This window comes from Zetaproteobacteria bacterium, from assembly GCA_003696765.1.
Lineage (GTDB): Bacteria > Pseudomonadota > Zetaproteobacteria > Mariprofundales > J009 > RFFX01.
In genome coordinates this window covers 1-19008 of the sequence record RFFX01000044.1, presented here as the reverse complement: position 1 = coordinate 19008, position 19008 = coordinate 1, and the positions used below count along the sequence as shown (strand labels likewise).

The 19008-nt window shown below is 67.9% G+C and carries 16 protein-coding genes; 1 reads left to right on the top strand and 15 read right to left on the bottom strand.

The features are described 5' to 3' along the window. Positions 1-2036: ribonuclease E/G (locus D6682_04570; protein RMH51418.1), on the bottom strand; the 2036-nt coding region annotated here is incomplete at its 3' end. Between the two features lie 571 nt (positions 2037-2607). Between D6682_04570 and D6682_04565 the strand changes: the two genes are divergently transcribed. After that, positions 2608-3624, top strand: a complete 1017-nt coding sequence (locus D6682_04565) for an RluA family pseudouridine synthase (protein ID RMH51419.1) — start codon at positions 2608-2610, stop codon at positions 3622-3624. 3 nt (positions 3625-3627) lie between these two features. Here the strand turns inward: D6682_04565 and D6682_04560 are convergent, their stop codons facing one another. The 14 genes from D6682_04560 to D6682_04495 all read right to left on the bottom strand — a co-directional run bounded on the left by D6682_04560 (position 3628) and on the right by D6682_04495 (position 18972). Beyond that, positions 3628-5046 carry an amidophosphoribosyltransferase gene (locus D6682_04560; GenBank protein RMH51417.1) on the bottom strand — a complete coding sequence of 473 codons (1419 nt, stop codon included), beginning with the start codon at positions 5044-5046 and terminating at the stop codon, positions 3628-3630. A gap of 67 nt (positions 5047-5113) precedes the next feature. Next, a complete protein-coding gene (locus D6682_04555) occupies positions 5114-5710 on the bottom strand; it encodes a CvpA family protein (protein RMH51416.1) in 597 nt (198 codons plus the stop codon). Beyond that, positions 5707-6168, bottom strand: coding sequence for a hypothetical protein (locus D6682_04550; GenBank protein ID RMH51415.1), 462 nt, complete (start codon positions 6166-6168; stop codon positions 5707-5709). The genes D6682_04555 and D6682_04550 overlap by 4 nt, the downstream gene beginning before the upstream one ends. A gap of 58 nt (positions 6169-6226) precedes the next feature. Next, positions 6227-6982, bottom strand: a complete 756-nt coding sequence (locus tag D6682_04545) for a DNA polymerase III subunit epsilon (protein RMH51414.1) — start codon at positions 6980-6982, stop codon at positions 6227-6229. 4 nt (positions 6983-6986) lie between these two features. Then, complete coding sequence (locus D6682_04540) at positions 6987-8387, bottom strand: NAD(P)(+) transhydrogenase (Re/Si-specific) subunit beta (GenBank protein ID RMH51413.1); 1401 nt, start codon at positions 8385-8387, stop codon at positions 6987-6989. Further along, positions 8388-8726, bottom strand: a complete 339-nt coding sequence (locus D6682_04535; protein RMH51412.1) for an NAD(P) transhydrogenase subunit alpha — start codon at positions 8724-8726, stop codon at positions 8388-8390. Between the two features lie 134 nt (positions 8727-8860). Beyond that, positions 8861-9991, bottom strand: coding sequence for a Re/Si-specific NAD(P)(+) transhydrogenase subunit alpha (locus D6682_04530; protein RMH51411.1), 1131 nt, complete (start codon positions 9989-9991; stop codon positions 8861-8863). 201 nt (positions 9992-10192) lie between these two features. Next, positions 10193-11182, bottom strand: coding sequence for an adenosine kinase (locus D6682_04525; protein RMH51410.1), 990 nt, complete (start codon positions 11180-11182; stop codon positions 10193-10195). A 315-nt stretch (positions 11183-11497) separates the two neighbouring features. Further along, the gene (locus D6682_04520) at positions 11498-12868 is read right to left on the bottom strand and encodes a hypothetical protein (GenBank protein ID RMH51409.1); all 1371 of its coding nucleotides are present in this window, start codon (positions 12866-12868) and stop codon (positions 11498-11500) included. 174 nt (positions 12869-13042) lie between these two features. Continuing rightward, positions 13043-13522 (bottom strand): CBS domain-containing protein, encoded by a 480-nt coding sequence (locus D6682_04515; GenBank protein RMH51408.1) that lies wholly within the window; start codon positions 13520-13522, stop codon positions 13043-13045. A 148-nt stretch (positions 13523-13670) separates the two neighbouring features. Next, positions 13671-15188, bottom strand: a complete 1518-nt coding sequence (gene lysS / locus D6682_04510) for a lysine--tRNA ligase (GenBank protein RMH51407.1) — start codon at positions 15186-15188, stop codon at positions 13671-13673. 6 nt (positions 15189-15194) lie between these two features. Further along, complete coding sequence (locus tag D6682_04505; protein ID RMH51406.1) at positions 15195-15620, bottom strand: nucleoside-diphosphate kinase; 426 nt, start codon at positions 15618-15620, stop codon at positions 15195-15197. Between the two features lie 398 nt (positions 15621-16018). Then, positions 16019-18211, bottom strand: a complete 2193-nt coding sequence (locus tag D6682_04500; GenBank protein RMH51405.1) for a bifunctional diguanylate cyclase/phosphodiesterase — start codon at positions 18209-18211, stop codon at positions 16019-16021. After that, positions 18208-18972, bottom strand: a complete 765-nt coding sequence (locus D6682_04495) for an MBL fold metallo-hydrolase (protein ID RMH51404.1) — start codon at positions 18970-18972, stop codon at positions 18208-18210. The genes D6682_04500 and D6682_04495 overlap by 4 nt, the downstream gene beginning before the upstream one ends. Positions 18973-19008: the final 36 nt, after the last annotated feature.

Sequence of the window (19008 nt, the reverse complement as noted above, 5' to 3'; positions counted from 1 at the left end):
TCCCCCCCGGCTTCGCCATCGCGCGCAGCGCCATCCCCCTCTCCTGCCGCATCGGGGGAGGCGGCAGAAGACCCCTCGTCACCACTCTTCCTGCGCCGGCGACGACGCCGCCGCTTCGGCTTGCGCTCCTCCTCCGCCGACGACTCCGACCCCTGATCCGCCCCGTTCACCGGCGCGGCGGATGCCGACGCCTGCTCCTGAGGCTCTCCCGCGCCCGAGCGCCCGCCCCGACGATTGCGCCCTCCGCGCCGTCCCCGGCTGCGGGCGGGCTTCTCCGCCGTCTGCTCCTGCTCCTCCTCGCGGACGGCCGCGACATGCGCCTCGGCGGCATCGCGCGCCGCCTCCTTCTCCTCGCGGCTGCCGAAGAGCGCCGCCACCAGCCGGCGGATGATCCCCCCGGAGGAGCGCTCCCGCTTCTCCTCCCGGCTGGCGCGGTGCTCCTCCCCCGGCTCCTCCGGCGCCATGGGGATGCCGACCACCGGCTTCATCGGCTTGAGCTTCCGTCCCGGTCGGGGCGCCTTGGCCGCCTTGGCGGTATCCTCCAGCACCTCGTTGCGCTTCTGGTTCCCCTCCATCCACAGCCGCTCGATCCGGTAGTGGGGGATCTCCAGGTCCGGCCGGATCTGGAGCGCAATCCGCACCTCGTAGTTCTCCTCGATCCGGTCGATGAAGCCGCGCTTGTGGTTCATCAGGTATTCGCCGGTCTCCGACGGCACCTGCACCAACAGCTCCGGTCCCTTGCCCGCCTCGGCCCAATCCTCGATCCGCACGAGCAGATGCAGCGCCATCGACTCAGTGGTCAGCACCGAGCCGCGCCCCTTGCAGCGCGGGCAGACCTGGCTGGTCATCTCGCGCACGCTGGGATGGAGCCGCTGACGCGACATCTCCATCAGACCGAAGCGGGAGATGCGGGTGAACTGGATGCGCGCCTTGTCCATCGCACAGGCCTTGCGCAGCGCCTCCTCCACCTGCTGGCCGTGCTTGCGGCTGGCCATGTCGATGAAGTCGATGACGATCAGCCCGCCGATGTCACGGATGCGCAGTTGGCGGGCGATCTCCTCGGCCGCCTCGAGGTTGGTGGCCAGCGCCGTCTCGTCGATATGCTTCCCTTTGGTGGAGCGCGAGGAGTTGATGTCGATGGCGGTGAGCGCCTCGGTCGGATCGAAGACCAGCGATCCACCGGAGGGAAGCCGCACCTCGCGGCGATGGATCTCCTCGCACTGCTCCTCGATGCCGAAATGGCGGAAGAGCGGTTTCTTGCCGCGGTAGAGCTTGACCAGCTTCTCCTTGCCCGGAAGGACGGCGTGTACGAACTGCTTGGTGCGGGTGTAGACCTCGTGGTTGTCCACCCAGATCTCGGAGATGTCGTCGGTGAAGTGGTCGCGGATGGCCCGGGTGGCCAGATCCCCCTCCATGTAGATCAGCGACGGCACCGGCGCGGAGTTGCCCTTGATGCGGATCTCGTCCCACAACCGGGTGAGGTAGGTGAAGTCGCGCTGCAGCGCCTCCAGCTTCTGGTCGCGCCCGGCGGTGCGCACGATCAGCCCGACGTCGTCGGGCACGTTGAGCTGCTTGACGATCGCCTTGAGCGCCCGCCGCTCCTCGTCGGAGAGCTTGCGTGAGATGCCGCCGCGCATGGTGTTGGGCGAGAGCACCAGATAACGCCCGGCAAGCGAGATGAAGGTGGTCAGCGCCGCCCCCTTGGTGCCGCGCTCCTCCTTGACCACCTGCACCAGCACCTTCTGCCGGTTCTCCATCACATCCTGGATGTTGACCTTGCGCGGGTTCTGGTTTTTGTCCACCCCCTCCTTCCAGTAGTCGGGGTGGATCTCCCCGATCGGCAGGAAGCCCTGCCTGCCCGCGCCGTACTCGACGAAGCAGGCCTGCAGGCTGGGCTCGATCTTGGTGATGACGCCGCGATAGATGTTGCTCTTGGTGATCGACTTCTGCGCCGACTCGATGTCGAGCTCCTGCAGATAGTCGTCCTGGATGATGGCGACCCGCTGCTCCTCTTCATGGACAGCGTTGATCAGCATGCGTGTGGTTACGGTCATGTCGTGCCCTTTCCGGCACCGACGACGAGACAGCGACGGCAATCCGGGCGCAAGGCCCTCTCCGCGCGGCGCCCGCAGGCGCCCACGGCATCTGGGTCATGGTCGCAAACTGGTCCGTACACCCGACCGCGCGCTCCCCCGGAGGGGATCGGCCCGACCCGGCGAGGCCAAGCGCAGCCGGCGCGAAAATCGTCGCCGATGGCGTTCGTTGATCTGCTGCTTCCCGCGCACCCCGGGAGCGTTCCGCCCCCGCCCGCCTGCGGCGACAAACCGGGGGGACGCCCACATCCGCCGCAGACGACCTGGGACCGCGCCTTTGACACTCCGGCGCGAGCGGACCACGGTTGACGCATCCGCTCCCACCCGGCGGAATGGACGGAGGCGGGAGCCGCAACGGCGCGACGCACCGACTTGCGGCTCGACCGACGCTTCGCACAGCCTCGGGATGATCAGGAGGCAGAGCGTACCGCGGTACACACCACGGACATCAAGGGCGATCGCCGCGCTCCGCTCGATGGCACGGCGCCCACCGCCGTAGGTGGCGGCGCTGCGCATGCAGCGAGGAAATACTATCCACGAAGAGGGGCTTGTGGCAAACGACAGCGATCCAGGCGCCCATTGGCGGGTCGGCCCGGAAGAGACGGGCAGCCGGCTCGACCGGGCGCTGATGCGCCGCTTTCCGGCGGCGGAGCGGGGGCTGGTAATGCGGTTGATCCGCAAGGGCAACGTCCGGATCAACGGCCGACGTGCCCGGCCGGAGAGCCGTCTGGAGGGGGGGGACACCCTCTTCATTCCCGCCTCGCTGCGCAACGCCGTCGACCGACGGGAGCGGCGGCGCCGACCGCCGGCGGTCGACTTCCCCGTGCTCTACGAGGACAACGCGCTGCTGGCCATCGACAAGCCGGCGGGCGTGGTGGTGCATGGCGGCTCCGGCTACCGCGCCGGCGTGGTGGAGATGCTCAGGCAGGCACGCGGACTGGACGGGCTCCGCCTGGCCCATCGCCTCGACCGCGACACCAGCGGCTGCCTGCTGCTGGTCAAACGGCTGCCCGCACTCCGGCGGGTCGCCGAGGCCTTCCGCGACCGGCGGGCGGAGAAGTGCTACCTCGCCTGGGTGATGGGGCGGGTGGAACAGGCGGAAGGGCGGCTGCGCGGCAGGCTGCGCAAGGGGGTGATCCGTGGCGGGGAACGCATGGTCGCCGACGCCGGCGACGGCAAGGAGGCGATCACCGACTTCCGGGTGGTCACCCACCGCGACGACCCCCGCTGCCCGCTCACCCTGCTCGCCCTCTACCCCCGGCAGGGGCGCACCCACCAGTTGCGGGTGCAGCTGCAGCAGGCCGGCCATCCGATCGCCGGCGACGCCAAGTACGGCACGGCGGAGATGGTGCGCCGCTTCCGCGCCGTCGGCGGGCGGGGGATGGCGCTGCACGCCTGGCGTCTGCGCCTGCCCCACCCGGAACACGGCAGGTTGCTCGAGCTGCGGGCCCCTTGGCCCGAGCGCTGGCGCCGCTGGCTCGATACAATGGAGGCTCCAGGGGATGGCGGGGCCGACCCCCGGGCGGGCTAGGGGCTACCGCCTGCGGCCGAAGTAGCGCAGCAGGGAGAGCTGGGGGGCGCCGCGCGGCCCCACCTCCACCGGATAATCGCCGGTGAAACAGGCGTCGCAATGGACGCAGCGCGGCCGACCCACCGCCCGGTAGAGGCCCTCGATCGAGACGAAAGCGAGGGAATCGGCGCCGATGGCCCGCCGCATCGCCTCCACGCTCATCCGGTTGGCCATCAGCTCGCTGCTCTCCGGGGTGTCGATACCGTAGAAGCAGGAGTGGGTGGTCGGAGGACTGGAGATGCGCAGATGGACCTCCGCCGCCCCCGCCGCCCGGACCATCTCGACGATCTTGCGGCTGGTGGTGCCGCGCACGATCGAATCGTCGACCAGCACCACCCGCTTGCCCTCGATCAGCGCCCGGTTGGCGTTGAGCTTGAGCTTGACGCCGAAGTTGCGGATCGACTGCCTGGGCTCGATGAAGGTCCGCCCGACGTAGTGGTTGCGGATCAACCCCAGCTCGAAGGGAAGGCCGCTCTCGGCGGCGTAGCCCATCGCCGGCGGCACACCGGAGTCGGGCACCGGCATGACGAAATCGACCTCGACCGGGGCCTCGCGGGCCAGCTCGACCCCGATGTCGTAGCGCGCCTGATAGACGTTGACGCCGCCGATCACCGAGTCGGGGCGGGAGAAGTAGATATACTCGAAGACACAGAAGCGCTGCGCTCCGGCGGGGAAGAGCCGGTGGCTGTGCAGCCCCTCCCGATCGATGAGCAACATCTCGCCGGGCTCGATGTCGCGCACCAGTTCGGCGCCGATCAGATCGAAGGCGCAGCTCTCGGAGGAGACCACCCAGCCATCGCCCAGCCGGCCGAGCGAGAGCGGCCGGATGCCGTAGCGATCGCGGATGGCCAACAGCCGTGTCTCGGTCAGCACCAGCAACGAGAAGCCGCCGCGCAGCCGCATCACCGCCTCGCCCACCCGCTCGGCGGTGTCCTGCCCGCCGCTGCGGGCCACCAGATGGATCAGCACCTCGGTGTCGGAGGTGGACTGGAAGATCGATCCCGCCGCCTCCAGCTCGCGCCGCAGCTCCCCGGCGTTGACGATGTTGCCGTTGTGGCACATGGCGATGCCGCCGTGGGCGTACTGGTAGGTGAAGGGCTGACAGTTGCGCAGATCCGACTCGCCGCTGGTCGAGTAGCGCACATGGCCGATACTGCTGCGCCCCTGCAGCCGCGCGATATCCTCCGGCGTGAAGACGTCGCCCACCAACCCCATGTCGCGATGGGTGTGGAAGTGGACCCCGTCGGTGGCGACGATGCCGGCCGACTCCTGTCCGCGATGCTGCTGGGCGTAGAGGCCGAGATAGGTGAGATTGGCCGCCTCCGGCAGGTTGAAGACGCCGAAGACGCCGCACTCCTCACGCAGACGATCCCCCCCGGTCATGGACGATCGGGGCGCTGCGCCGACACCCTCCGCGGGGCCGTCGCCCGCCCCCCCGACAGGTGCGCCATCACCGCTTCAACTGCTCGCGGATGATCGCCTCCAGCGCCTGCCGGTCACCGACCGGCACGCGGCTGGCGGCGGGCAGCAGCGAGCCCCCCGCCCGCGCATGGGCGGCGCCATCGCGCCGGGAGAAGGGATACCCCTCGGGGATCGCCCGCCCCAGCCAGTCGCCCGCCGCGATGCCGTAGGGGGCCAGCAGGCTTCCCTTGAGCCACTTCTGCTCCGGCGACGCATAGGAGGTGAAGATGAGAAAGCCGAGCGCCACCAGCAGGCAGCCCCGGGCCAGGCCGAAGAGCACCCCGAGCGTCCGGTCGGTGGCGGTGAGATCGGCCGCATCGACCAGACGGCGGATCAACGCCCCGAAGAGGCCGACCGCCACCATCACCAGTACGAAGACCAGCACGAAGCCGGCGATGTCGGCCAGGGTGCCGTTGTGGATCCAACGGCCGAGCAGATCGCCGCTCCAGCCGGAGAGGCGGCTGGCGGCGAGGAAGGCGGCGACCAGCCCGATCAGCGAGATGATCTCGCGCACAAAACCGCGCCACAACGAGAGGATCATCGACAGGCCGACGACCGAAATCAGCAGATAATCGAAGAGATTCATGAGGATTGCACGACGCCGAAACGCAACAGCCAGCCATCGAGGTGTTGCGCGATGACCCGGTAGGAGTCGCGGAACGCCTCCAGACCCTTGCCCATCGGATCGGGCACGTCGCCGCCGCCGCCCGGCTGGCTGAGCAGAAAGATCTTGCCGACACACTGCGGCCGCAACTGCATCAGGTAGTGGCGGTGCTGCTGCTCCATCACCAGCACCAGCGCCGCGCGATCGAGGTCACCCGCCTGCACCCTGCAGGAGCGGTGGCGCCCCATCTCCACCCCCATCTCCCGCGCCGCCGCCAGCCCCTCTTCGGGGACCGGGCGCCCCTCCATCTCCAGGATGCCGCGGCTGAAGACCTCGGCAAAGGCGCCGGCCTGCCGCAAGCGGTGGCGCAGGTAGTGCTCGGCGAAGGGGCTGCGACAGATGTTGGCCGAACAGAGCGTCAGGATCGGGCTGGGAAGCATGGGCGTTCGAAGCGCAAGGCGTCCCTCCATGGAGCCTCCACCGGATGCGCACAGGCCATCACGCCGCCGCCATCTCCGGCTCGCGCCAGATCAGCGCCCCGCCGCTCTCCTCGAGGATCCGCTCCAACATGCGGCGATGCGCCTGCCGCTCCTCCTCGCTCAACGGCGGCAGGGAGGCGCCGGTGAGCGGCGCGGTCTCCTGCTGCTCGCGGATGCGGGGCTCCAGGCAGGCGCGACGGGAACGGCGGCCGACGAGCGCCGCCGCCTTGCGCACCTCGACCCGGTCGATCACCAGGGAGAGCTGTCGCCCGCCGGTCAGCGCGAGGTAGACCTCGGCCAGCAGTTCCGAATCGAGCAGCGCACCGTGCAGTGTGCGATGGTCGCGCGCGATGCCGAAGCGGTCGCACAGCGCATCCAGTGTGTTCTTCTTGTCGGGGAAGCGCCTGCGGGCCAGAGCCAGTGTGTCGATCACCGGCGCATCGTCGATGTTCGGCTTGCCCGCCTCGGCCAGCTCGTACATGAGGAAGCCGAGGTCGAACTCGGCGTTGTGGATGACCAGCGTCGCCCCCTCGATGAAGGCGAGCAACTCGTCGGCGATCTCGCGGAAGAGGGGCGCATCGGCCACCTTGGCGTCGTCGATGCCGTGGATGCGCACCGCCTGCTGCGGGATGCTCCGCTGCGGATTGATGTAGCGGTGGAACCGCCTACCGGTGCGGCGGCGCCCCACCAGCTCGACGGCGCCGATCTCCACCATCCGATCCCCCTTCTGCGGCGAGAGGCCGGTGGTTTCGGTATCGAGGATGACGCAGCGCACCGCTTCAATCCAGCGCCTGGACCATCGCCTCGCACGCCTTCTTGGCGTCGGAGAAGATCATCATGGTATTCTCCTGGTAGAAGAGGTCGTTGTCGAGGCCGGCGTAACCCGGCGAGAGCGAACGCTTGATGAAGAGAACGTGGCGGGCCCGCGCCACATCCAGCACCGGCATGCCGTAGATCGGGCTGGAGGGGTCGCGCCGGGCCGCCGGATTGGTCACGTCGTTGGCGCCGATCACCAGCGCCACGTCGGTGTCGGCGAACTCGGAGTTGATCGCATCCATCTCGTAGACCAGATCATAGGGGACATCGGCCTCGGCGAGCAACACGTTCATGTGGCCCGGCATGCGGCCGGCGACCGGATGGATGGCGAAACGCACCTGCACCCCCCGCTTGAGCAGCAGATCGACCAGCTCCTTGAGCGCATGCTGGGCGCGAGCCACCGCCAGCCCGTAGCCGGGAACGATCACCACGCTGCGCGCATTGCCCAGCAGGAAGGCGGCGTCCTCCGGCGCCCCCGACTTGACCGGCCGATCCCGGGCGGCCGCGGCGGGGGCGCCGCCGGCATCCCCTCCGCCGAAGCCGCCGAGCAGCACATGGATCAGCGAGCGGTTCATCGCCTTGCACATGATGTAGGAAAGGATGGCCCCGGAGGAGCCGACCAGCGCGCCGGCGATGATCAGCATGGTGTTGCCGAGGGAGAAGCCGATACCCGCCGCCGCCCAGCCGGAGTAGGAGTTGAGCATCGAGACGATCACCGGCATGTCGGCACCGCCGATCGGCACGATCAGCAGCACCCCGAGCACCAGTGCGATCCCCAGCATGACGAAGAAGGGCAGCGGCGCGCCGCTGCCGCAGAAGAGCAGCCCCGCGCCGATCATCACCACACCGAGCAGCAGGTTGAGCGGATGCTGGCCGGCGAAGACCAGCGGCTTGCCGCTGATCAGCCCCTGCAGTTTGGCGAAGGCGACCAGCGAGGCGGAGAAGGTGATCATGCCGATGAAGCTGCCGAGGAAGAGCTCGATGCGGTTGGCCGTCGGCAGGCCGCCGGCGGCATCGGCGATGCCGTAGCCGGCCGGGTTGAGCAGGGCGGAGACGGCGATCAGCACCGCCGAGAGACCGACCAGCGAATGCATGAAGGCGACCAGCTGCGGCATGGCGGTCATCGGCACCCGACGGGCGCCGACGGCGCCGATGACCGCGCCGACGGCGAAGGCGGCCAGGATCCAGCCGTAGTTGTGTACCGCATCGAGCTGCAGGGTGACGGCGATGGCCAGCCCCATGCCGATCATGCCGAGCAGATTGCCGCGGCGGGCGCTCTCCGGCGAGGAGAGCCCCTTGAGCGCCAGGATCAGCAGAACGGAAGCGACGAGGTAGCTGAGCGCGACCGCGTTGGCGGAGAGCATCTACCGCTCCCCGTCGCGCTTACGGAACATGGCCAGCATGCGCTGGGTCACCATGAAGCCGCCGACGATGTTGACCGCGGCCAGCGCCACCGCCACCAGCCCGAGGCCGGTGGGCAGATCGAGCCGTTCGGGCGCGGCGGCGAGGATGGCGCCGACGATGATGATGCTGGAGACCGCATTGGTCAGGCTCATCAGCGGGGTATGCAACGCCGGCGTCACGTTCCACACCACATGGTAGCCGACGAAGACCGCCAGTACGAAGACGGTGATGGCGAAGATGAAGGGGTCCACCCCTGCACCGTGGGCGGCCTGGGCGATGTTCTGCTCCAACTGTTCCATGGGTTACTGATCGAATCGCAACACGTCCATCCATGCGATCACAAAACGTCCCTCCTTGGACTTTCCGACTACACGGGAATCGAAACGCGCGGCCCTCCCGGCCGCGGCGGGCGATCGGCCCCGCACCTCCGGCATCATCCGCCCCCCGATTCAAGGAACCTCGGCTGGAGGAAGCTCCCCTCGTGGCACAGCAGGGTGGCGGAGACGATCGCATCCTCCGCATCGATGCGCAGCCCGCCGCCGTCGTCGAAGAGCAGACCGGCGAAATGGAGGACGTTGCGTGCGTAGAGGCTGCTGGCGTCCGCCGCCATGCGCGAGGGGATGTTGGTATCGCCGATGATGGTCACCCCGGCGTGGTGTACCACCTCGTCCTTGCGCGTCAGCGGACAGTTGCCCCCCGCCGCCGCGGCGAGATCGACGATGACGCTGCCCATGCGCATCCGCCCCACCACCTCCGGTGGGATCAGCACCGGCGCCGGACGGCCGGGAATCATGGCGGTGGTGATGATGATGTCGGCCGCCTCGGCCCGCTCGGCGATCAACGCCGCCTGACGCCGCTTGTACTCCTCGCTCATCTCCCGTGCGTAGCCTCCGGCATCCTCGCCGCTCTCGTCGCTCTCCACCTCGACGAAGCGGGCGCCGAGGCTCTCCACCTGCTCGCGGGCGGCGGCACGGACGTCGAAGGCCTCCACGGTGGCGCCGAGGCGACGGGCGGTGGCGATCGCCTGCAGCCCGGCCACACCGGCGCCGAGCACCAGCACCCGCGCCGGCTGCACCGTGCCGGCGGCGGTCATCAACATGGGCATGAAGCGGGGATAGTAGTGCTGGGCCATCAACACCGCCTTGTAGCCGGCGATGTTGGCCTGGGAGGAGAGCACATCCATGCTCTGCGCCCGTGAGATGCGCGGCACCAGCTCGAGCGCGAAGCAGGTGAGGTTGGCCGCATTGTACCGCGCCAGCAACGGATTGGTGTAGGGGGCGAAGAGGGCCACCACCACCGCCCCCTGACGCAACACGGCCAGCTCCTCCTCGGTGGGCGCGCGCACCTTGAGCACCATGTCGGCATCGAGACAGGCTCCGGCGGCATCCTCCACCAACCGCGCCCCGGCCTCGGCGAAGGCGTGGTCGCGGATCATCGCCCCGCCACCGGCCCCGGTCTGCACCGTCACCCGATGGCCGGCGGCGACCAGCTTGTGCACCGTCTCCGGTGTCGCAGCCACCCTCCGTTCTCCGGGCAGCGTTTCGGCGGGAATTGCGATGCGCATGCGCTCTCCGATGGTACCAAGGGTGGATCGTTCTGGTTCTTGAGCCCGCCGCGAATCCACAGGTTGCAAGAGCGACCCTCCGGACTTGCGCGACCGGGACGGGGTGCACCACGGGTGCGGCCCCAAGGCGGGCGGATCATAGAAGCCTGCCGCGCCGTGACAACCGCCGCCCGGAGCGGAGCGGCCCTCCCGTGGAGGGGATCAGCCGGGAAGCCCGGCCGACACCTCCGCCGCCCCGGCACCCAGACGGGCGCCCGGGCGGGTGACGATCCGAGCGGCGGCGCGGCTTCCGATCTCGCCCGCCTCTCGCCAGCTCCGGCCATGGGTGATGCCATAGAGCACGCCGGCGGCATACATGTCTCCGGCGCCGGTGGTGTCCACCGCATCCACCGCCACGCCATCGATCTCCTCCAGGATCCCGTCATGGAGGATCAACGACCCCTTCGCCCCCATGGTCAGCGCCACGGCCGGTACACGACGCCCCATCCAGCGGGCGCACTCCTCCGGTGCATCGCACCCGGCGAGCGCCCGCCCCTCGAGCTCGTTGCAGAAGAGCAGGTCGATCGCCCCACGCTCGATCAACGACGCCAGCGTCTCGCGCGCCACCTCGACGATGAACGGGTCGGAGAGGGTCAACGCCACCTGCACCCCCCCGGCGGAACGCGCCCGGTCGATCGCCTCCAGCGCCGCCCCGCGTGTGGCATCACCGGCGAAGAGATAACCCTCGACATAGAGCCAGCGCGCGGCACCGATGTCGGCCTCTTCGAGATGCTCCCGACCCAATCCCGCGGAGGCCCCGAGATGGGTCAGCATGGTGCGCTGCGCATCGGGGGTGACCAGCACGAGGCAACTGCCGCTCACCCCGTCGGCCACCGGCCGGATCCCGACCTCGATGCCCAGACTCCGCATCTCCTCGAGGTACATCCGGCCGAAGCGGTCGTCCCCGGTCAGGCAGGCGTAAGCGCAGCGCCCGCCCATCTCGGCGACGCCGACGATGGTGTTGGCCGCCGAACCGCCGGAGCAGTAGTTCCGCGGATGGCCGGCCAGCGCGTCGAGCAGCTCCCGTTGCCGCTCGGCATCCACCAGGGTCATCACCCCCTTCTCGATGCCGCAGCGCTCCAGGAACGCGTCGTCCACCCGTACCTGGATGTCCATGATGGCGTTGCCCACGCCGTAGAGGTCGTATTTCATCGATGATCGAATCGCAACAAAGCCCGTCCGTGAGCTTTTTGCTTGACGGGGATCGAAGAGCGCGGCCTTGGATCCCATTACAAATCAGTCGCTTGCTTACGCAATCTCTTGACTTGCGCGGCCGTCCATGGCCGCGATGACGACCTCTTGCGAAGTCGTCTTCGATGATCTCCCCGCAAAAAAGCTTGACGGAAAGCGAAAAGTACGATGTTCGCCTCATTACGAACCAATCGATCGCTTACGCAAACTCCGGTTTTGCGCGGCCCTCTGTGACCGCGGATCAACGCCCGACCATGGATCCGACGCGCAACACCGTCACAGATACCGCAACGCGATGTAGACGTGGGAGATCACGATGCTGATCACCATCAGCAGGAAGGCATGGCGGAAAAAGGTGACGAAGGCGATGGGATGGCCGGCACGCTGGGCGAAGCCGGCGATGATCAGGTTGGCCGAGGCACCGATCAACGAGCCGTTGCCGCCGAGACATGCGCCCAGCGCCAACGCCCACCAGAGCGGCACCAGCGCCGATTCCCCCCCCAACGAGGGCGCCATATCCTCGATCATCGGGATCATGGTGGCGACAAAGGGGATGTTGTCGATCACCGCCGAGGCCAGCGCCGAGGTCCAGAGCACCGCCGCCACCGTGGTGTGGAGGTCGCCTGCGGTCAGCTCCAACAGCTCGGCGGCGAGGAAGCGGATCACCCCGGTATGCTCGGCACCGGTGACGATGATGAAGAGCCCGACGAAGAAGAAGATGGTGGTCCACTCCAGCTCGCCCATCACCCCTTCGAAGGCGTGGTTCTTATCCTCCAGCTCGTCGCCCAGCGACTGCCACAGCAGGAGCAGCGCGGCGCCGAACATGGCGATCGTCGCCGGCTCCAGCCCCAGCGCGTGGGCGGCGGTGAAGCCGATCATCACCAGCGCCAGAACGGTGAGCGACTTCTTGAGCAGCGGGACATCCTTGATCGCCTCACGCTCGTTGAACTCCATGATCAGCGCCCGCGCCTCGGCGCTGGCATGGAGGCGACGGCCGAAGAGCCACCAGATGCACCCCAGGGTACACAGAAAGATCACCGGCACGATCGGGGTGAGGTTGACCAGGAAATCGTAGAAGCTCAGCCCCGCCTGGGAACCGATCATGATGTTGGGCGGATCGCCGATCAGCGTGGCCGTACCTCCGATGTTGGAGGCCAGTATCTCCGAGAAGAGGAAGGGATAGGGATCGATGTCGAGCGCATCGGTGATCAGCAGCGTCACCGGGGCGATGAGCAGCACGGTGGTGACATTGTCGAGAAAAGCGGAAAAGAGCGCCGTCACGATGGAGAGCATCACCAGCACCCCCCACGGACTGCCGCGCACCAGCTTGGCCGCCCGGATGGCGACAAATTGGAACATGCCGGTCTTCTGGCTGATCGCCACAATCACCATCATGCCGGTGAGCAGGCCGATGGTGTTGAAGTCGATCCCCGCCACCGCCTGCTCCTGGGTGATCACCCCGCAGAGGATCATGATGCCGGCACCGAGCAGGGAGAGCACCGCCCGGTTGAACCGCTCCATCATGATCACCGCGTAGACCGCCAGCAGAATGGCCACCGCCAGCCAGACGCTGGGCAGGCCGAAGATCGCCACCGCATCGTGTGCGGGGATCACCCCCGGGCGGGGAGCAGCATCGATCGAGGACATTTCGATGATCGGATCGCAAAAAATCCATCCGTGGACGTTTTGGCTTCACGGGAATCGAAGGGCGCACTCTTCAATCCCATTACAAATCCGCCGGTTGCATGCGCAACCTCCGGATTTGCGCGGCCATCCATGGCCGCGATGACGGTTTCGCAAGAAACCATCGTCGATCGCCGGTCAGGCCTGCTCGATCCCTTCCGGTTCCCCCTGGTGCAGCGCACGCAGGATGTCGCCGCTGGAGATCACCCCGAGCAACTTGCGGTTGCGGTCGACCACCAGCACATACTCGTAGCGGTCGTAGGTGATCAGCGCCGCGGTGACCGAAAGCAGCGACTCGTTGTCGCGCACCGTGGTCGGTTTGCGCTCCATGATGTCGGCGGCCACCTTGTCGCCGCAGGCCAGCGCACGGAAGTGTTTGCGCAGCAGCCCGATATCGGGGGCGAAGGGGACCGACTTGAGATCACCGGTGACGATGTACTCCGGCACCACCCGGTTGAGGATGGAGAGGGTGTTGATCGAGCCGCGCAGCGTGCCGTCCTCCTCCACCACCGGTACGGTGTGCAGATGGCGGCGGATCATCAGATCGATCACCTCGCCCACCGGCTGGTCGGGGCGGCAGGTGATCACCTTGCTGGTCATGATCTTCCAGGCGAACATGCTCGATCACACCGCAAAACGTCCGTCCGTGGACGTTTTGCTTGACGGGGATCGAAGAGCGCGGTCTTCGATCCCCTTACAAGTCAATCGCTTGCCTGCGCAAGCTCTTGATTTGCGCGGCCCTCCGTGGCCGCGATGCGGCAGGCGGCTACTCCTGCGGGCGCATATGGGGAAAGAGGAGCACATCCCGGATCGAATGGCTACCGGTGAGCATCATCACCAGCCGATCGACCCCGATCCCCACGCCCGCCGTCGGCGGCATGCCGTACTCCAGAGCGCAGAGGAAATCCTCGTCCACCCCGGCCGGCTCCCCCTCCTCCGCCTGCCGTGCCGCGGCCTGGGCCAGGAAGCGGGCCCGCTGATCGTCGGGATCGTTGAGCTCGGAGAAGCCGTTGGCGATCTCCTTGCCGGCGACAAAGAGCTCGAAGCGGTCGGTCAGATGCGGCTCCGCCCCATTGCGCCGGGCCAGCGGTGAGATCTCGACAGGATGGTGGGTGACGAAGGTGGGCTGCTGCAACTCCGGCTCGACCAGCGCCTCGAACAGCGCGTTGAGGTAGTCCCCCGCCTGCCAGGTGACCGTCGGCCGAAAATCCGGGATCTCCTGCAGGCAGACGGTGGCCAGCAGCCCCTTGTTGCGGGTGTGGCCGGCCAGATCGGGCCGCTTCTCCACCACCGCCTCATCCATGCGCAACCGGCGGAAGGGGCGGCCGAGATCGAGCTCCACCCCCTCCCAGACGATCCGCGTGCGACCACACGCCTCGGCCACGCCGCGGATCAGCGCCTCGGTGGTCTCCATCGCGTCGTGGAAGTCGGCCCAGGCCTGATAGAACTCCACCATGGTGAACTCGGGGTTGTGGGTGGCGTCCAGCCCCTCGTTGCGGAAGTTGCGGTTGATCTCGAAGACCCGCTCGAAGCCGCCCACCACCAGCCGCTTGAGGTAGAGCTCCGGGGCGATGCGCAGATAGAGGTCGATATCGAGCGCGTTGTGGTGGGTGATGAAGGGACGGGCGGCGGCCCCCCCGGGGCGGAGCTGCAACATCGGAGTCTCCACCTCGATGAAGCCACGCGCCTCCAGCCGGCGGCGCAGCTCGGCGACGATGCGCGAACGGAGGCGGAAACGGTCGCGCGCCTCGGAGGAGACCATCAGATCGAGGTAGCGGCGGCGGTAGCGCAGCTCCTTGTCCTGCAGCCCTTTCCACTTCTCGGGCAGCGGCCGCAGACACTTGGCCACCAGCCGGATCTCCTCCACCCGCACCGACAGCTCGCCGGTGCGGGTGCGGAAGAGCGTCCCGGCGGCGCCGACGATGTCGCCCAGATCCCACGCTTTGGTCGCATCGTAGAGCTCGGGGGTGAGCCGGTCGCGCTGGAGGAAGAGCTGGATGCGGCCGCTGCCGTCCTGGATGTGGAGAAAGCTCGACCTCCCCATCACCCGGTGGGCCATGATCCGCCCTCCCACCCGGACGGAGATCGCCGCCTCCTCCAGCCGCACGCCCTCCCAATCGCCGTAGCGCTCATGCAGCGCGGCGGCCTCGGCGTCGCAGCGCCAGTCGTCGGGATAGGCGAACCCCTCCTCACGCAGCGCGGCCAGCTTCCGCCGCCGGACGGCCACCTGCTCCGGGTCGCCGGTCGGGCCGGCTGCGGCCGCCCCCTTCGGCCGGGCATTCACCGCCGGTTAACGGCCGAAGATCTCGATATCGGGGAAGAAGAAGGCGATCTCTGTCGCCGCGCTCTCCGGCGAGTCGGAGCCGTGGACGGCGTTGGCATCGATCGAGTCGGCATGGTCGGCGCGGATGGTTCCGGGCTCGGCCTCCTTGGGGTTGGTCGCCCCCATCAGCTGGCGGTTGAGCCGGATGGCGTTCTTCCCCTCCAACACCATGACCAGGATCGGCCCGGAGCTCATGAAGGAGCAGAGCGGGCCGAAGAAGGGGCGCCCCCGGTGCACCGCGTAGAAGCGGCCCGCCTCCTCGGCGCTCAGATGGATCATCCGGGCGGCGACGACCGACAGCCCGTTCTCCTCGAAGCGACGGATGATGTCGCCGATCACATTCTTGGCGACGGCGTCCGGCTTGATGATCGACAGGGTCCGTTCCACGGCCATGGGCGATGCTCCTTCTCGATGCGTTCGCAAAAAGTCCGTCCGTGGACTTTTTGGCTTCACTGGGATCGAAGAGCGCGGTCTTCGATCCCCTTACAAATACGTCGGTTGCATGCGCAACCTCCGGAGTTGCGTGGCCGTCCTGGCCGCGGCTGACGGCTTCTTGCGAAGCCATCCTTCATGCTGCGGGGGAGATGAAGGGAAGGGGGCCGCCGCCTGGCGGCCCCACGGAGTGATCGGCGATGGATTCCATCGCACAACGTCCGTCCGTGGACGTCTCCTGCTTCACGGGAGTCGAAGGGCACCCCTCTTCGACCCCCGCCTGCCGGCCTCTTGCGAGGCCGCCGGGCCGATCCCCCCATGAATCGGCCCGGCGCACTCTACGGCGGATGCGCCGGAAGTCATCTCCGCTCCCCCCCATCCCATGTGGAGAAGAGGTTCCGCGCCGAAACGGGCGCACCCAGATGGAACCCCTGGGCATAGTCGATCCCCATCTCCGTCACCGCCGCCATGATCTCCTCCTCCTCGACATGCTCGGCGATGGTCACCATCCCCAGCCCACGGCAGATCGCCGCCAGATGGCGAACCAGGAGGGCATCGACCTGCGAGTCGACCACCCCGCGGATGAAGGCGCCGTCGATCTTGACGAAGTCGAAGCGCAGCTCGCGCAGATAGTGGAAGGCATTGTAGCCGCTGCCGAAGTCGTCGAGCGCGAAACGGAATCCGCGGTTGCGCAGGTTGGCGAGGAAGCCGCGCACCGCTCCCAACTCCGCCACCACCGCCCGTTCGGCCATCTCGAAGACCACCTTCTCCGGCGGGATCCCCAGCTCGGCGCAGCGCTGTTCGGCAAAGCCGAGCAAGCTGCGCCCACGGATCTCCTGCGGCGAGAGATTGATGAACAGGGGCGGCACCGCATCGGCCGGATGGTGTTGCATCCGTTCGTGCAACACCTCCAGCGCCCCATCGACGATCGAGCGGTCGAGGCTGCGCGCCAGCCCAGCCCGCTCCACCGTCTCGATGAACTCCATCGCCGGCAACACCCGCCCGTCGCGGCTCTGTTTGCGCGCCACCACCTCGCAGGCGACCGGTCGCCGATCCGCGGTCGAGAGGATCGGCTGGAAGTAGGGGAGGACGCGCCCCTCGGCGAGGGCGTCGCGCAACCGCTCCACGGCGACACGCGCATCACGCACCCGGGCGGCGGGCGGCTGCGCAGCGGCGACCACGATGCTGTTCTTCCCACCCTCCTTGGCTCGATAGAGGGCCGCGTCGCAGGCGGCGAGCAGATCGCGGCTGTTGCGGCCGTCGCGCGGATAACCGGCGATGCCGATCGAGACCGATGTCTGGAACTGGCGCCCGTCGGGGGAGGTGAAGCGGTGGTGGGAGATGCGCTTGCGCAGCTTCTCGGCCAGCGCCCGCGCCCCCTCCACCGGCGTCTCCGGCAGCAGGATGGCGAACTCGTCCCCCCCCAACCGCACCACCAGATCCCCCATGCGGGTGGCCGCGCGCATCATGCCGCCCAGCTCGACCAGCACCTGGTCGCCGCAGGGGTGGCCGAAGCCGTCGTTGATCTGCTTGAAGTCGTCCGAATCGAGGAAGAGCAGCGAGAAGTGGTGCCGGTGGCGCTCGGAGCGGTCGACCTCGTAGCGGAGCATCTCGTCGAAGTGGCGCCGGTTGTAGAGGCCGGTGAGCGGGTCGTGGATCGAATGAAACTCCAGCTCGGCCAGAGTCCTGCTCAACACCTTGCTCGAACCGACCACCATCACCATCACCGACAGGATCGAGCGGATCACCGCCTGCTCCTGCACCGACACCTTGCGCGTCGAGGCGTAGGTGGCCCCGAGCAGCCCGGCAAGGTTGGGCGCGTAGTCGGGCACCTTGACGGTGATCGTCTCCACCTGGGTGGGGTCGACCCGCCGCGGCCGGTCGATGACGACGAACCGCTCGACGCTGTAGGGGGTGTCCGGCGGCAGATCGAGCCCCGCGAGCACCCGGCGGGCGCAGGCGGTGTCGATCTGCTCCTTCACCGGCTCGGGATAGTCGCCCATGTAGTAGAAGAAGAGGGTGAGTTCGTTCTCCTCCGAGAAGGCGATGAAGAAGAAGTCGAAGCGGAACATCTGGTGGAAATCGATCAGGATGCGCTGGACGAACTGCTTCCAGTTGGCGACGTGCTCGTGGGAGATGATCAGGTTCTCCAGCACCTGGTTCTGGCGGTCGAGCAGGTTCTTGTCGATCAGCGTCTGGTTGAGGGTGCCGGCGGCACGGTCGAAGCTGAAGATGATCTTCTTGATCGCCACCATCTCGCGATCGGAACTGCGGTTGCGCAACCGCTGCAGCCGCGCGACCGCCCCGTCGAGCCGGCTGCAGCGGGCCTGCAGCGAAGCGATCTCCCTGCGCACTTCCCCATCCTCCACCCGCCGGCGCAGCCGCTCGAGCGCAGCGCCGATCGCCTCGTGCTCCATGGAGACCAGCGCGACGATGCGGCTGAAGGCGTTGCGGTTCCACTGCTGGCGCTGCAGCAGGTTGCCGACATGGAGCACGGTGGTTTCGCGCAGCCGATCGAGTGCGCTGAGCTGCTGCTGCAGATCCAGCGTCATGCCGGAAAAGAGCCGTCCGGGCGCATGATGTCGGCGCCGCACTCCAGCTGCTCCAGCCAGTCGAGGAACGCCCCCACCGCCGCGCCGCGGTAGGCCGGACCGTGCTGCGGCGCGATCACCTGCGGGGCGAGCGCGCGCACCCGCGCCACCCACAGCCGCAACGCCCGGTTGCAGGCCATGTAGCGGCGGTGAAAGCCCTCGATGGCCGGCAGGTGGGCGGCGAAATCTTCGACAAAAAGCTGATCGCCGCCGTTTTTCAGCGCGGCGGTGCCGACATCGCCGGAGAAGAGGATGCCGGCGTGCGGGTCGAACAGGTTGAGCTGGCCGGGGGAGTGGAGGAAGTGGGCGGGCACCACCTCGATGCGGCAGTCGTCGGTCAGCGCCAGCGCCCCGCCCCCATCCGGCACCGGATGGAACCGCCCCATGTCGATCTGGCCGTAGTGGGGCAGAAAGCGCATCCAGGTCGATGCGACATGGACGGTGGCGTTGGTCAGCTCCAGCCAAGTAGCCACACCGCCGACGATGTCGGGATCCTGGTGGGAGAGCAGGATCATCGCCACATCTTCGGGCTGGATGTGCTGCAGCATCTCGGTCAGCACCCGCGGCATCACCCCCCAGCCGCCGGGATCGAGCAGCATGCCGATCCCCTGATGAACGATCAGATACTGGTTGGATTCGATCCCGTTCTCTTCCCCCGGCTCGCTCTCGTTGAGCAGGATGAACTTGTGGATCCCGTCGTCAAACAGCGTCAAGTTGCGCATTCTTGATCGAATCGCAAAAAGTCCGTCCGTGGACTT